This window comes from Pedobacter riviphilus, assembly GCF_014692875.1.
Classification (GTDB): domain Bacteria; phylum Bacteroidota; class Bacteroidia; order Sphingobacteriales; family Sphingobacteriaceae; genus Pedobacter; species Pedobacter riviphilus.
This window is the reverse complement of the sequence record NZ_CP061171.1, coordinates 2,926,155-2,941,131: the sequence shown is the minus strand read 5'-3', so window position 1 is coordinate 2,941,131 and position 14,977 is coordinate 2,926,155. Positions and strand designations below refer to the sequence as shown.

11 protein-coding genes are annotated in these 14,977 nt (G+C 37.5%); 2 read left to right on the top strand and 9 right to left on the bottom strand.

Features of this window, described 5'->3' with window-relative positions:
- Window positions 1-314: 314 nt before the first annotated feature.
- Together H9N25_RS12045 and H9N25_RS12040 are read right to left on the bottom strand one after the other, a co-directional pair.
- Complete coding sequence (locus tag H9N25_RS12045) at window positions 315-1,514, bottom strand: pyridoxal phosphate-dependent aminotransferase (protein ID WP_167294986.1); 1,200 nt, start codon at window positions 1,512-1,514, stop codon at window positions 315-317.
- Window positions 1,515-1,577: 63 nt separating this feature from the next.
- A complete protein-coding gene (locus H9N25_RS12040; RefSeq protein ID WP_167294985.1) occupies window positions 1,578-1,970 on the bottom strand; it encodes a DUF1573 domain-containing protein in 393 nt (130 codons plus the stop codon).
- A 171-nt stretch (window positions 1,971-2,141) separates the two neighbouring features.
- Here H9N25_RS12040 and H9N25_RS12035 point away from each other — a divergent pair, with 171 nt between their 5' ends.
- Together H9N25_RS12035 and H9N25_RS12030 are read left to right on the top strand one after the other, a co-directional pair.
- Complete coding sequence (locus H9N25_RS12035; RefSeq protein WP_190326030.1) at window positions 2,142-4,562, top strand: alpha-ketoacid dehydrogenase subunit alpha/beta; 2,421 nt, start codon at window positions 2,142-2,144, stop codon at window positions 4,560-4,562.
- Between the two features lie 331 nt (window positions 4,563-4,893).
- Entirely contained in the window at window positions 4,894-7,149 is a 2,256-nt protein-coding gene (locus tag H9N25_RS12030) for a tetratricopeptide repeat protein (RefSeq protein WP_190326029.1), read from the top strand.
- A 1-nt stretch (window position 7,150) separates the two neighbouring features.
- Here H9N25_RS12030 and H9N25_RS12025 read toward each other — a convergent pair whose 3' ends face one another.
- The 7 genes from H9N25_RS12025 to H9N25_RS11995 all read right to left on the bottom strand — a co-directional run bounded on the left by H9N25_RS12025 (window position 7,151) and on the right by H9N25_RS11995 (window position 14,976).
- Complete coding sequence (locus tag H9N25_RS12025; RefSeq protein ID WP_190326028.1) at window positions 7,151-7,906, bottom strand: LytR/AlgR family response regulator transcription factor; 756 nt, start codon at window positions 7,904-7,906, stop codon at window positions 7,151-7,153.
- A 115-nt stretch (window positions 7,907-8,021) separates the two neighbouring features.
- Window positions 8,022-8,630, bottom strand: a complete 609-nt coding sequence (locus tag H9N25_RS12020) for a DUF1684 domain-containing protein (RefSeq protein ID WP_190326027.1) — start codon at window positions 8,628-8,630, stop codon at window positions 8,022-8,024.
- A gap of 9 nt (window positions 8,631-8,639) precedes the next feature.
- Entirely contained in the window at window positions 8,640-9,737 is a 1,098-nt protein-coding gene (aroC, locus tag H9N25_RS12015; RefSeq protein WP_190326026.1) for a chorismate synthase, read from the bottom strand.
- An 88-nt stretch (window positions 9,738-9,825) separates the two neighbouring features.
- Window positions 9,826-11,094: a 3-phosphoshikimate 1-carboxyvinyltransferase gene (gene aroA, locus H9N25_RS12010; protein WP_190326025.1), complete on the bottom strand. Its 1,269-nt coding sequence runs from the start codon at window positions 11,092-11,094 to the stop codon at window positions 9,826-9,828.
- Between the two features lie 202 nt (window positions 11,095-11,296).
- A complete protein-coding gene (locus H9N25_RS12005) occupies window positions 11,297-12,436 on the bottom strand; it encodes a chorismate mutase (RefSeq protein WP_167294978.1) in 1,140 nt (379 codons plus the stop codon).
- A gap of 112 nt (window positions 12,437-12,548) precedes the next feature.
- Window positions 12,549-13,382, bottom strand: a complete 834-nt coding sequence (locus H9N25_RS12000; RefSeq protein WP_190326024.1) for a prephenate dehydratase — start codon at window positions 13,380-13,382, stop codon at window positions 12,549-12,551.
- A gap of 631 nt (window positions 13,383-14,013) precedes the next feature.
- Entirely contained in the window at window positions 14,014-14,976 is a 963-nt protein-coding gene (locus H9N25_RS11995) for a sterol desaturase family protein (RefSeq protein WP_190326023.1), read from the bottom strand.
- Window position 14,977: the final 1 nt, after the last annotated feature.

Below are 14,977 nucleotides of genomic sequence, written 5' to 3'. Positions count from 1 at the left end.
TAACGATCAGGGTTATCACCCGGTCATTAGGATGGGTTTTGATATTAAATGCTGTCGTGATCGCAAAACCGTTGCAGTACGCTTATTGCCTTGCTAAAATGGAGTGGTTATCGGATTAGTTCCTATGCACCAGAAGCGGATGAGTAGTGGGATTAAACTCCCTTAGTTCTGCTTTTTTGCAGTTATTTAGGGTTGTTTTTTATTGCTAGATATGCAAAATATAAAATTAACTGTACCTCCTTAACTGTTTAAACCGATTAATTGTTAAAACTGAGTCTGTGCTCAACAATTAATCGGTTTAATAATTTTTACAATTAACCTATTCTTCCTGGATATTGCTTCAATGCTATTTCCAAACAGTCCATAGCAGCATTTAAATCGTCGGTATTTAATACATATGCCATACGAACCTCGTTTTTACCAGAACCAGGGGTAGAGTAGAACCCGGTTGCCGGCGCCATCATTACCGTTTGGTTATTGTGGCTAAAGTCCTCTAAAATCCACTGACAGAATTTATCGGCATCATCAATAGGGAATTTTGCTACTACATAAAATGCACCACCTGGATTAGGACAGAAAACGCCTTCAATATGATTTAACCGGCCAACCAAAGTATCACGGCGTAAAGTATATTCAGTATTTACTTTTTCAAAATAACTATCTGGCGTATCTACAGCTGCGGCACCGGCAATTTGTTCAACCATACCTGGGCTTAATCTTGCCTGTGCAAATTTTAACCCTGATGCAATAACGTCTTTATTTTTGGTAATTAAACAGCCTAAACGTGCACCACAAGCGCTGTAACGTTTAGAAACCGTATCCATAATAACAACATTTTCATCTAAGCCGTCCAAGTGCATGGGCGAGATAAATTCCCTTCCATCATAACAGAATTCGCGATAAGCTTCATCTGAGAATAAAAATAGATCGTATTTAACGCAAAGTGTTTTTAAAGCCTCTAATTCTGCTCTTGAATACAAATAACCAGTAGGATTGTTGGGATTACAGATAATAATCGCCTTGGTTTTTTCAGTAATCAATTTTTCGAATTCGGCAATCGGTGGTAATGCAAAACCATTTTCAATATAAGAAAGTATTGGTTTTACAACCACATTGCTCATACAGGCGAAGCCATTGTAATTGGCATAAAAAGGTTCCGGAATGATAATTTCATCGCCCTCGTTTACACAGGTTTGCATGGCTATGGTAATGGCTTCAGAGCCACCAACTGTTACCAATATATTTTCTGGTGTAATATTGTAGCCTAGTTTATTGTAGTACTCGGTAAGTTTTAAACGGTATGCAAGTGTACCTTCTGATGGAGTGTAGGCCCAAACATTAAAATCAATGTTTTTGATGGCGTTTAACATTCCTTCTGGCGTTTCTATATCTGGTTGACCAATATTTAAATGGAAAACTTTTTTACCATCTTTTTTAGCTTGATCTGCAAATGGAGTTAACTTTCTGATTGGCGATGCAGGCATCTGCACACCTTTTTGTGAAATTTTTGGCATGGCACAAAAATAAAAAAGTCCCGATGAAAATCGGGACTTTTTAAATATTATCGTTTAAAAAAATTATTTTGAAGCTGCTGCAACCGTTTCACCTTTGATGTAAAGCACTTTAATTGGTGTTTTAGCATTTGAAGTAATGGTTACGGCTTTCGAAAAAGTTGATGGACCAGCAGCAGCGTTAAACGTTACCGAAATTACACCAGTTTCGCCTTTTTTTAATGGCGTAGAAGTGTATTTAGGTACTGTACAGCCACAGCTTGCTTCAGCTTTAGTGATAATTAAAGGCTCTTCGCCAATATTGGTGTATTTAAAATCGTAAGTTACTGGTTTGTTCAAAACAATTTTACCGAAATCGTGAGTTTCCGATTCGAATTTAAACTCTGCAGGTTTAGTTTGTGCATTTACAGCAACACTTAAACCTAAAACAAAAGCGAATAATACTAAGATCTTTTTCATGTTATGTGGTTGTAATTTATTTTTTAAAATTCTAAAACAAATTTAATGTTTTCATATTAAAACAAAAACTATTCCAAATATATTTTACAAATCCATATATAATTTTACAATGGAGGATAAAGGCAAACTTTTAATTTTGTATATATTTGCCGCAACCAATCTTTGATTACTATGCCGAATGAAAAATTGATGACCAACACTATTGATGCTTCCGAACTCAGTTTTAACGATTTTAAATCTATCGTCATAAACGACTATAAAATAGCCTTTGAAAGTAGGCAGGCCAGCATTTTAGGCCGTAGGGAAGTATTAACAGGGAAGGCTAAATTTGGAATTTTTGGTGATGGTAAAGAGGTGCCCCAGGTTGCCATGGCAAAAGCTTTTAAAAACGGCGATTGGCGCTCGGGTTATTACCGCGATCAAACTTTTGCCTTTGCAACAGGCATTTCCACTATTAAAGAATTTTTTGCACAGCTTTATGCCAATCCCACTGATGGAGCCGATCCATTTTCGGGTGGGAGGCAAATGAACTGCCATTTTGCAACAAAATCTGTTAATGAAGATGGCAGCTGGAACGATTTAACGCAGATTAAAAACTGCTCGTCAGATATTTCTCCAACAGGTGGCCAGATGGCCCGTTTGGTAGGTTTAGCTTATGCATCTAAATTATTCAGACAGAATAAAGAGCTCGATTACTTAAAACACTTTTCTGTAAACGGAAATGAGGTTGCTTTTGGTACTATTGGTAACGCATCAACTTCGGAAGGGGTATTTTTTGAAGCCATTAATGCTGCAGGTGTTTTGCAGATCCCCATGGCCATCTCGATTTGGGATGACGCCTATGGCATTTCGGTTCCGGCAAAATACCAAACTACAAAAGAAGATATCTCAGAAGTTTTAAAAGGTTTTCAGCGTGATGCTGATCAGCCGGGATATGAAATTTATAAAGTAAAGGGCTGGGATTATCCAGCTTTATGCGAGGTGTACGAAAAAGCAATAAATGTTTGTAGAGAAGAACATGTGCCTGTTTTAATTCACGTTACCGAACTTACTCAGCCCCAGGGGCACTCCACCTCTGGTTCGCACGAAAGGTACAAATCAAAAGACCGTTTGGCTTGGGAAAATGAGCATGATTGTATCCTGAAAATGCGGGCCTGGATGCTCGATTCGGCGGTAGCAACCGAAGAAGAAATTGCAGCGGTTGAAAAAGATGCAAAGGTTTATGTACGTAATGCACAAAAAGAAGCCTGGAATGAGTTTCTGGATAGTATTAAACCAGAACAAAAACAAGTTGTTGATTTAATTAGTGGTATAGCTAAACATCAACCTGAACTGGCTAAAATTGCTGCAAATTTGGCTTCAACTGCAGATGCACAACGTCGGGAAGTATATACTGCTGCACGAAAAGCGATACGTTTATCGGCTGGTTTTAGCTCTCCGGAGCGCAATGAGCTGTTAACATGGTATAAACAACAAGATAAGTTTAATTACGACCGTTACAACTCTAAACTACACACAGACGGTAAAGAAAGCCCGGATATGATTGCTGTGGTTAATGCAGCATATGATGAGCAATCGAAAATGGTTGACGGTAGGGAAGTACTTAATGCCTGTTTTAACGAAAACTTTGCGCGCGATCCACGTTTAGTTGCTTTTGGAGAAGATTTAGGAAATATTGGTGATGTAAATCAGGGTTTTGCAGGTTTGCAGGCCAAATATGGTGAATTGAGAATTACCGATACCGGAATTAGAGAAATGACCATTATGGGGCAGGGTATAGGCTTAGCCATGAGGGGCTTAAAGCCGATTGCCGAAATACAATATCTTGATTATTTAATTTTTGCATTGAATGTTCTTAGCGACGATTTAGCATCGCTTTCCTATCGCACCAAAGGGATTCAAAAAGCACCGGTTATTGTACGTACCCGTGGTCATCGATTGGAAGGAATCTGGCATTCAGGCTCACCAATCAGCATGATTTTAGGTTCTTTAAGAGGAATGCATTTATGCGTACCAAGAAATATGACCCAAGCTGCCGGAATGTACAACACCCTCTTTAGGGCTGATGAACCTGCAATAGTAATTGAGTGTTTAAACGGTTACAGGCTTAAAGAAAAACTACCTAGTAATGTTGGCGATTTTACTGTTCCATTAGGCAAAGCAGAGGTTTTAGAAGAAGGAACCGATATTACAGTAATATCCTATGGTTCTTCTTTAAGAATTGTTCAGGAGGCAGCAGAAGAATTGAGCTTGTTGGGTATTTCTGTAGAAATTATAGATCCGCAAACGCTTTTACCTTTTGATACTACCCAGGTTTGTGTAAATTCTCTTGCCAAAACAAGTAAATTATTGGTTGTAGATGAAGATGTTCCAGGAGGTGCATCTGCATATATACTGCAAAAGGTACTGGAAGAACAAAAAGGTTATTTCCATTTAGATGGTCAGCCGAAAACATTATCGGCTAAAGCGCATCGTCCGCCATTTGGATCGGATGGTGATTATTTCAGTAAACCATCAGTTGATGATGTAATCGAAACCATTTACCAGATGATGCATGATGCAAACCCAGTAAAATATCCTTCACTTTTTTAATAAAGTAATAACTAGGGTATAAAATTTAATGATCTGAATAATTTAAAAGGTTTACAATCAGTTTCTTATTTTGTTTATGCTTAAATGATTTGAGATTTTGATGAAAAGGTAAAAAACTCGTTACCTATTGATCAGTTTTTTATTTACTTTTATAAATCAAACACTATTTTGTTATTTCAGAATGTTTTATCTCATCCCGGATTTAAAACGCTGTAGTTTTCAAGATTTTTCGTGTTTTCCGATAAAAACAAGTTATTAGTTTGATCTGAAAATGAAGCGCTATCTTGTAAATGCTCAGTTAGTTAGTAAAACATGTTTTTTTAAAAAAGGCATGCTGTTCCTCTTTTTTTCATTTTTGTGCACAGCCAGCTTTGGTCAGGTGGGTGCACCGCAGAAAAAACTGGATAGCCTTTTAAGTTTAAATTTAAAGAATCTAAAATTAGATTCTACTAAGATCAAAATATTGACGGAGGTTTACCGCCAATACATGCGGATGAAAAATGTAGAGAAAGCAGAAGAATATGTGGATAAAACCATTCAGCTTTCGCATGAGAAAAATCTGAAAAAATTCTCTGCCATGGCTTATTACCGGAGGGGTTTAATGTATCATGGAAGGTCTGATTATCAAAAAGCAGAAGAAAACTATAATTATGCCGTTAATGAGTTTTCTTCAGTAGGAAATTTGGATATGGTAGCGGGTACTTACCTCAACCTGGGCGCTTTATATAGCAGCATTCCTGATTATGTTAAATCACTGGAAGTTAATCAAAAGGCCATAGCTATCTACGAAAAAATGGGCAATGAAACCGATATGGCCAGTTGTTATACCAATATCTCTACTATTTACCAAAGTTTGGGAAATCAGAGTCAGGCATTGGTTTACATGAACATGGCGCTAAAAGTATTTGCTAAAGATGGCGAAAATACTAGAGGTGTAGCGGTTGTTTATGGCCTGATCGGAACCAATTATTTTGAAGCTTCTGAACGTGAATTAAAGGAGATGAATGTAATGCCCAGCCAGAAAATAAAACTGGCCTTGGCATATTACAACAAATCGTTGAAGGTATCAGAAGCTATTGGAGATATGGGCTTAATAGCTACCGTTAAACGGGATCTGGCCGATTTGTACGCTTCAATAGGGCAAAAGGATGCGGCGTTAAAATCGTATCAAAAATCGGTTGAGTTAAATAAAACAGGAGAAGATAAAGAAGCTTATGCATCAAGTTTATATGCTTTGGGAAACTTTTACCAAAAAGAAAATGATTTTGAAAATGCAATCATATTACTCAATAATAGCTTAAAAATTGCAGAAGATAACAGACTACTGGATATTGAAAAACAATCTACTCTAGGACTAAGTGCCGTATATGAAAAACAAAAAGATTATAACAAATCTTTAGCCTATTACAGGCAGTATATTGCTGTTAGAGATAAAATTTTCGACCAGGAAAAGGAAAAAGAAATTACCAGAAGGCAAATGCAGCTCGATTTTGGCATTAAAGAGCGCAACTATTTATTGAAGCAAAAACTGACAGAAGGGGAGTTAAAAAGACGAGAACAGGAACTTGCACTAAAGAGGCAACAATTAGTATTGAGTGATAAAGAAAAAGCGTTGGGTCTGCTAACTTTTCAAAAAGCAAAAGCTGATCTCGATATCCAGCGTTTGGCCCAGGATAGCAAATTTGCTAATGCTAAATTTGCGGCACAGCTAGCAGCCGGACTAAAGGATAAACAGATTAGTAAACAGGTACAGCAGATTAAATTTGATGAACGTGTTAAATTATTCCTTACCATAGCCACAACACTTATTCTGATTATTGCCGTTGTTATATTTTTTAACCAGCGCAAAACAACAAGGCTGAATAAGATTATCAATACGCAAAAACGAGAATTAGAGCAGTTAAGTAAAGTTAAAGACCGCATTTTTAGTGTAGTAAGCCATGATATGCGTACACCTGTTAATTCATTAATTTCCTTTATGCAGTTGTTAGAAGGTGGAAATATCGAGCAGGATAAGTTAAACAGATACGCTGCGTCACTAAAAAATAACCTCACTTATACCTCCACAATGATGGAGAACCTTCTCAATTGGGCAGCCAGCCAGATGCAGGGTTTTAACCCGTATTTAGAATCATTGGACGTTCATGACCTGATTAATGACGTTATTCTTTCTTTGCACGATAACGCTAATCAAAAGCATTTGGCTATTCAGAATTTAGTGCCAGCCAAAACATTTTGTAAAGCAGATTCGAACATGTTCATACTGGTTATTCGCAATATCATCAGTAATGCAATTAAATTTACGCCAAATGGTGGTACCATCACAGCTAGTGCTCGTCCTGTTGGAAATGCGTTAGAAATTAAAGTTTCGGATACAGGCATCGGTTTAACCCCTGTACAGGTGGAACATTTTAATAAGCCAGGTTATTTAGGTGCGGGGATGAGCACCTTGGGTACAAATAAAGAAAAAGGTACTGGTTTAGGTTTATTGCTCTGCAGAACCTTTATTAGCATGATGGATGGTAAAATTAGCGCTGATATTAATCCTGAAGGTGGAAGTTATTTTAAAATAATCTTGCAGAAATAACTTATTTTAAAAATCTAGACAGAATTTTCTTGTCAATTGATTTTTCCAATAATTCCTGCCTGTTAGTGGCACTTATCGGAACCAGAAAGTTATGATCTAAATGAACCTCATGATTGGTTAAGGTTGCAATGTGGTTGATATTAATGATGTACTGTTTGTGTACCCTTGAGAAAATTTTCGAAGGCAGTTGTTTTTCTAGATTTTTTAGGCTTACCAAAATAACATGTTTGTCGATACTGGTAAACAGCTTTGAAAAATCGCCCATACTTTCAATATAAATTACATCATTATATTTCAGCTTGGTTATGCCTTTTGTTTCCCTAAAAAAGAAATAATCATCGTCTTTTTTATCGTAGTCGTTTAAATTTTCAGCTGGAAGTTTATTTACTTGTTTCCTCAATTCAATATATTCGATTGCTTTATTGGTAGCTTTTAATATGCGCTCGAATGTTGCGGGCTTAACAATAAAATCCAGGGCATCCAGGTTAAAGCTTTCTGCCGCGTATTCGCTAAATGACGTGATAAAAATAAATAACGGTTGCTTTTTTAGGCTCTTTAGTAAATCCATACCTGAAAGCTCCGGCATATCAATATCAGAATAAACAATGTCCACAGAAGTGGTTGATAAAATTTGGGAAGCTTCTATACCATTACTACAAACAGCAATAATATTTAATGATGGGATTTTTTTAAGATGCATTTCTATTGCATCTCTTTCAATTTCATTATCATCAACAATTAAGCAGCTGTACGTCATTTAGATATAGGATATATAATTTATTTATAGAACAGGTATTTTTGGTTAAAGTTACGCTAAAATATAGGTTATAATACAGTCTAGCTAAAGTTCTATCAATAACGCAAAGTTAAATTTATTTTTGATGTTTCTTTTCGCCAGTGTATAATTTCTCGCCAGCTTTTATGGCCAATTGTAGGTCGTTTTCTTCTGGTGGTACAGGGCAACGGTATCCGTCGCTATAGGCACAATAAGGATTGTAGGCTTTATTAAAATCGATTTCGATGTGATTATCTATGATTTCTTTTGCATCTAGATCGATATACCTGCCTCCTCCATAAGTTTCCTTATTATTGGTTTCATCAGTAAAAGGCAGAAAGAGGTGGTCTTTATAAACTGGGTTGGTTGATAAAGAAACACTTTTATATAAAGTCATCTGAATTTTTTTGTCATTCAGAACGAAATTTACATGTGCATATTTATAATAATCGCTACTAGAGCCGTTAAAAGTAGGCATTTTGAAAACCTTTTCATTCTTCAGTATTTCTACGTCAGCCAAAATTTTATACGCACTGTCTGCATCATAAAAGTGAAGGTTTTGCAGGTCGTTTTTCTTGAGCGGTGACCGCCCATCTTTAATGAAATCCTGTTTATAGGTTTCACGATGTTTTGAGATCTGTTCAGCATAACTTTGTGCAAAGCTATTCATGCTGATTAATAGCAATAAGAAGGTGATGGTTCTCATTAACAAAAATTAAATAATGCTTGCTTTGTTTCTTAAAAATTGATCGGCTAAAACGAGTGCTGCCATGGCTTCAACAATTACTACAGCTCTGGGTACCACACAAGGATCATGGCGGCCTTTACCTTTAATTTCCGAAGCTTCGCCAGCTGCATTTATGGTTTGTTGGTTATGCATAATGGTTGCTACAGGTTTAAATGCCACTTTAAAGGTAATGTCCATTCCGTTAGAAATGCCACCTAAAATACCTCCAGCATAATTGGTTGTGGTTTTAAAAACTTTCGAATCAGCAGCTTTTGGCTGAGGGATATCATTGTGCTGTGATCCTCTTAATTCGCTTCCGGCAAAACCAGAGCCGTATTCGAAACCATGAACGGCATTAATGCTGAGCATGGCTTTGCCTAAATCGGCATGCAATTTATCAAAAACAGGTTCGCCTAAGCCGGCAGGGCAGCCTTTTACTATACAGCCTATTTTTCCGCCAACGGTATCGCCATCTTTACGAACCGAATCAATAAATTCAATCATTTCGTGTGCAGTTGCAGGATCAGCACAACGCACAATATTTTCTTCTCTAATTTGCAATAAATCAGATAAATCATTGCTTTCTAAATTAGGCGCTTCTATTGTGCCTACTGAAGTTACGTGTGCGAAAATTTCTATGCCCTGTTGCTTTAAAAATAGTTTTGCAATGGCTCCTGCAGCTACACGGGCAGCAGTTTCGCGGGCAGAAGAACGGCCGCCACCGCGGTGATCGCGGATGCCATATTTTGCATCGTAAACATAATCGGCATGGCTGGGGCGGTAAACATCTACATTATGACCGTAATCTTTTGACCGTTGATCTTCGTTAGGAATTAAAAGTGCAATTGGCGTACCGGTACTTTTCCCTTCAAATACACCCGATAAAATCTGAACGGTATCGCTTTCTTTTCTTTGAGTGGTGATTTTGGATTGACCTGGTTTACGTTTGTCAAGTTCTGATTGGATAAAATCCATATCGATATCTAATTGCGCCGGACAGCCATCAATAATTACCCCAATGGCTACGCCATGAGATTCGCCAAAGGTTGTGATGCGAAATAGTTGTCCGAATGAGTTGCCTGCCATTATTTTTGATTGAATTATAGATTGATTAAATTCTTGATTGGATTTTAACACCCAATCTTAATACTTGGTTTTTGATACTTCCTTCTTGCTACTTGATATTAACATCAAATCCCGCTTTTTTCAAATCTTCCCAATAATAAGGATAAGATTTTTCTACTACCTGCATTTCTTCAATTTCAACTTCGTTGATCAAAAGGGCAAGAGGAGCAAAAGCCATTGCCATACGGTGGTCCTCGTAGGTTGCAAAAGTAACTTTATCGGGAAAGTGAAGGTTGTCTGTGTTTAAAGTATAAACCAGATTATCTTCTGTAAAAGTAACACCTATTTTCGCCAATTCGTTCTGAAGGGCTGCAATACGGTCTGTTTCTTTGATTTTTAAGGTTTCTAAGCCTGTAAAGGCCATGTTTTTGCCCAAAGCTGCTGCAATAACTACAATAGTTTGTGCTAAATCCGGACAGGTTTTTAAGTCTAGAACTTCTTTTGTATCTAAAGTGAGCCCTAAATTGCTAATGGCAATTCCATTATCGGTTTTGCTGGTAGCAATACCAAAAATCTTCATGATATTTTTGATCTGGCTATCGCCCTGCAAACTTTTTTCTTTTAATGCAGGTAAACTAATTTCTGCTTCATCAGCTAATGCTGCAATGCTATACCAGTACGATGCTGCACTCCAATCGGGCTCTACAACCAAATTGCCTGGTTTAAAAGCCTGTGGTTTAATAGAAATTGAATTTCCGTTCCAAGAATGCGCAATGCCAACTTCAGCCAACATATCTAAAGTCATATCTACATATGGTTTAGAGGTAAGCTCACCTTCAATTTCTAAAGTTAAACCCTGAGGTAGGATAGGGGCAATCATCAGCAAGGCCGAAATATATTGACTGCTGATATCGCCTTTAATTTTAACTTCAGCAGTTTTTTGGTTTAAAGGGCCAACAATGTTCAATGGTGGGAAACCTTCAGCTTCTGCATAAGAAATATCAGCGCCGATGGTTTTTAAAGCCTCTGCCAAAATACCAATGGGGCGCTGTTTCATGCGTTCGGTCCCGGTAAGTAAGAAATTGCCGTTTTTAGCCGAAAGATAAGCCGATAAGAAACGCATAGCGGTTCCTGCAGGGCCAACATCAACTGTTTTTGATTCCTGGATTTCTACTTCTAATTCTTCTTCAAGATGATTAAGGATGCCATTTAAAGTTACCGTATCGGCAGCATTGGAAAGGTTTTCAACTTTAACCAGTTTCTTGCTTAAAGCGCTAATAATTAAAGCTCTGTTGCATTCGCTTTTCGAGCCTGTTAATTGGATTTCCGTATTAATATTCTTGGTTCCTTTAAAAGAAACTAAGGCGTTTTTCGACATTTTATTCTGTTTTATGCTCAAATGTAAGTGTCAGATGTTTCCATCTGACACCACATTATATTTGTTTTAATATCATGTTGAGTTGTCGAAATAATTATAAGTCCTTCGACAGGCTCAGGATGACAGCAATGCTAGATTCCTGGCATTTGGTTTTCAGCTTTGGTTTTACCCTCCATCTTCAACCTTCAACCCTCCACCTTTATTATGCTTTAACTTCAGTATGTTGCTCTGCAGCAATACCTTGCTCAGCTTTACCAGCATTCATAATTTCAGTTTGCTTACGGATCGACTCACCGTGTACCAATTCTAAGAATTTTTCGGTAAAGTTTAAATCTAATTTTAAAGCTTTTGCAAAAGCCTGGCCTTTTTGAATAATGGCATCCCAACGGTTAACCTGTAAAATAGTTACCTGGTTATCGCGTTTAAACTCACCAATTTTTGCTACGATAGACATACGTTCGCCTAATTTCTGCAATAGGATATCGTCAATTTTATCGATTGACTTACGTAATTCGGCTAATTTATCAGCAGAAGCTTCGTTTGCAACCTCTGGTTCACGAACAGTTAAACGGTCAACCAATTCAGCTAAAGCAGCTGGTGTAACTTGTTGTTTAGCATCTGTCCAGGCAACTGAAGGATCTACGTGAGATTCGATCATTAAACCCTGCATATCTAAATCTAATGCTTTTTGAGAAATGTATGGGATTAACTCGCGGTTACCGCAAATGTGACTTGGATCGTTAATGATCGGTAATTCAGGGCAAAGCGTTTTTAATTGGATAGCAAGTTCCCACATTGGCTCGTTACGGAATGAACTTTTCTCGAATGAAGAGAAACCGCGATGAATAGCACCGATTTTGGTAATTCCTGCACCATTGATACGCTCAATTGCACCAATCCATAACTGTAAATCGGGGTTAACCGGGTTTTTGATCAATACCGGAACATCATGGCCTTTTAAAGCATCAGCAATTTCCTGAACGGTGAAAGGATTTACAGTAGAACGTGCACCAATCCAAAGGATATCTACACCAGCTGCTAAAGCTTCTTCAACGTGTTTTGCATTTGCAACCTCTACCGCCGTTGGTAAACCTGTTTCTGCTTTAGCACGTTTTAACCACTCTAGACCGATACTTCCGATACCTTCAAATTCTCCCGGACGGGTACGTGGTTTCCAGATACCAGCTCTCAATACCGATACTTTACCGGTAGCAGCCAATAAGTGCGCTGTAGTTAATAATTGCTCTTCAGTTTCAGCGCTACAAGGGCCAGAAATGATTAATGGCTCGTTGTTTACGTTTAACCAGGTGTTTAGAGGTTGAATGTTTAAATTAAGTTTCATGATGATGGGGTTGTTTAAAGTCCTTAGTCCACAGTCGGAAGTCCGGGTTATATTTTATATTGTTTAATTGTTATATTGAATTGTCAACTGAAAATTGTTTACGGCTAGCTGTTTATACTTTATCGTTCTTCTGGTACTCGCCCAGGATGTTAAAGTTCGACGTATATTTTAATGCCTTTCTAATGGCCTTATCATATTTTTCGGTACTTGGCCATTCTAAATCGACGTAAAAGTAATACTCGTTTCTTTTACCTAAAACAGGCATAGATTGTATTTTTGTTAAGCTTACATCCTGTTCTGCGAAAATATTTAACACCGTTGCCAGTGAGCCTGCCTTGTGGCCAACCTGGAAACAGATCGATGCTTTGTTTATCTTCTTTCCTTCGTCTGTTTTATCTTTTTTAAGAATCAGAAAACGGGTATAGTTTTTCTTGTTCGATTCTACCCGGCGTTCTAAGATATTCAAACTGTAAAGTTCTGCAGCTAAACTGTTTGCAATGGCCATGGTATCGGTTAATTGCTCTTCCTGGATCCTTTTTGCACAGGCAGCAGTATCGTTGCTCTCTACAATTTTAATGTGCGGATAATCGTAAAAGAAATCGATACACTGGCGGATGGCAATAGGGTGCGAAGTAACCACTTTAATATCCTCAAACTTTACACCTGGTAATGCCATTAAGTGCAATTGGATAGGTAAGTAAACCTCTCCCACAACCGAAAAACCAAAATCTCTGATCAGTGTATAGTTTGGTAATAAACTGCCGGCGATAGAGTTTTCGATAGCCATTACTACGAAATCGGCATCGTTTTGCTCTAGTTTGTCGCAGGTTTCTTTAAAAGAATTACACTCAACCGTTTCAATGTCTTTACCAAAGAATTTGTAGGCGGCCTCCTCGTGGAAAGATGCTTTAATACCCTGAATTGCTACTCGTTTTGTCGTTTCCATTTTTGCGTTAAAACAAAAAAGTCCCGGCTGTTTGCCGGGACTTTTTTATACATTTTAATATTGTTATATATCTTTTTGCATATTAGCCCCGGCTCTCACTAAAATAGTAAAAGTAACCAAAGTAATATGTGTTTGTAATTTGCATTTCTTTTTTTGTTGAGCCAAATGTAGTAACAAAATTTAATTTGTCAATAGGAAATTGAAAATATTTTTAATAAAATTTAATTTTGTTAAAAATGGACTAGTTTATTGATAGGTCTTTTTGCTTCTTGAAATGGCTTAAAAACGGATTTTTATATGGTTAGGGTTAGAAAATTGATTAGACATGATCAGAAGCGCGAGATCGTCATTTCCAACTTGATTGGGAATCTTAATGCAAAAGTATTAAGATTCCCACCTGCGCGGGAATGACGACTGTACTAATTGAGTACTATCAATAAAAGCGTAATGAAGTACATGCAAACGATGAAACACCTGTTCACCACAGTTATCGATTCTTCGCTGCGCTGGGAATGACAGATTTTTCGAATACTAAAATTCTTCATTGTTTATCTGCGTGCATCTGTGGCTAAAAAAGTAAATGAAATATTAACAAAAAAGGTCTGTGGAGACACAGACCTTTAGATTATTTTTATCCTGTAGAACTTAATTCTCCTCGATCATTAAGCCCTTTTACTTTGTCCTGTTGCAGTGCTTCGTATCTTTTCTGTTCCTCCTCACGTAATTCCTGTTGCATAATTTTAGCAATTTTGGTGCTTCCATCATGGCTCCATCCAGGCGGATTAAAAATGTATTTCACTTTATCCATAAAAGTTGGCGCTTTTTTAACATCAGCACTCAATGCAATAAACTCGTGGAAAATAATATTAACCGCACCAGTATCTTCAGGCTGAGTAGTTAAACCGTATTTAACCACATCTTCTGGTAACTCTTCTTGAAAAGTGCCGAACCATCTGTCCCAAAGAATTAAAACCATACCCATGTTTTTATCTAAGTAACGTACATTACTGGCATGGTGCACGCGATGGTGTGATGGCGTTACGAAAATATACCCGTACCATTTGGGAAGCTTAATGTTGTACTGTGTGTGAACCAGGTTGCCATAAATTTGGGTCACCAGGTAAGCAAAAAGGATATCAACAGCGGTGAAACCCATAAAAGCCAGGGGCAAATAAAAGAAAACACGGTACAATGGCTCGAAAACGGTTGAACGGAACCCGGTGGTTAAGTTGAAATGTTCAGACGAGTGATGCGTAACGTGCATCGCCCAGAAAAAGCGTACGTAATGGCCAACTGTATGCAAAAACCAATATAGGAAATCTTGCGCTAAAATCAAAACAAACCAGTAAATCCAAATGTTATGGATTTGGAACAAACGGAATTGATAACAGTATTGCAGTAGAAAAAAAGTACCTGTTTTTGTTGCTAAATTAATCACAATAGCGGCCGTCATCAGGTAAATGTTCGTCCAGGTATCGCGTTTGGTATATAATTTTCTGTCGTGCGCATAGCTGAAATACATTTCAACCAAGGTTAAAACGATTACGAAACCAAATAGCCCGATAACAGAAATATCACTTCCGGTAAAATTCATT

What these genes read in the sequence shown, in the direction of transcription:
- H9N25_RS12020 (WP_190326027.1), bottom strand. Translation starts at nt 8,630, where the DNA reads ATGAGAACCATCACCTTCTTATTGCTATTAATCAGCATGAATAGCTTT.
- aroC (WP_190326026.1), bottom strand. Translation starts at nt 9,737, where the DNA reads ATGGCAGGCAACTCATTCGGACAACTATTTCGCATCACAACCTTTGGC.
- H9N25_RS11995 (WP_190326023.1), bottom strand. Translation starts at nt 14,976, where the DNA reads ATGAATTTTACCGGAAGTGATATTTCTGTTATCGGGCTATTTGGTTTC.
- H9N25_RS12025 (WP_190326028.1), bottom strand. Translation starts at nt 7,906, where the DNA reads ATGACGTACAGCTGCTTAATTGTTGATGATAATGAAATTGAAAGAGAT.
- H9N25_RS12005 (WP_167294978.1), bottom strand. Translation starts at nt 12,436, where the DNA reads ATGAAACTTAATTTAAACATTCAACCTCTAAACACCTGGTTAAACGTA.
- H9N25_RS12000 (WP_190326024.1), bottom strand. Translation starts at nt 13,382, where the DNA reads ATGGAAACGACAAAACGAGTAGCAATTCAGGGTATTAAAGCATCTTTC.
- H9N25_RS12030 (WP_190326029.1), top strand. Translation starts at nt 4,894, where the DNA reads ATGCTGTTCCTCTTTTTTTCATTTTTGTGCACAGCCAGCTTTGGTCAG.
- H9N25_RS12040 (WP_167294985.1), bottom strand. Translation starts at nt 1,970, where the DNA reads ATGAAAAAGATCTTAGTATTATTCGCTTTTGTTTTAGGTTTAAGTGTT.
- H9N25_RS12035 (WP_190326030.1), top strand. Translation starts at nt 2,142, where the DNA reads ATGCCGAATGAAAAATTGATGACCAACACTATTGATGCTTCCGAACTC.
- aroA (WP_190326025.1), bottom strand. Translation starts at nt 11,094, where the DNA reads ATGTCGAAAAACGCCTTAGTTTCTTTTAAAGGAACCAAGAATATTAAT.
- H9N25_RS12045 (WP_167294986.1), bottom strand. Translation starts at nt 1,514, where the DNA reads ATGCCAAAAATTTCACAAAAAGGTGTGCAGATGCCTGCATCGCCAATC.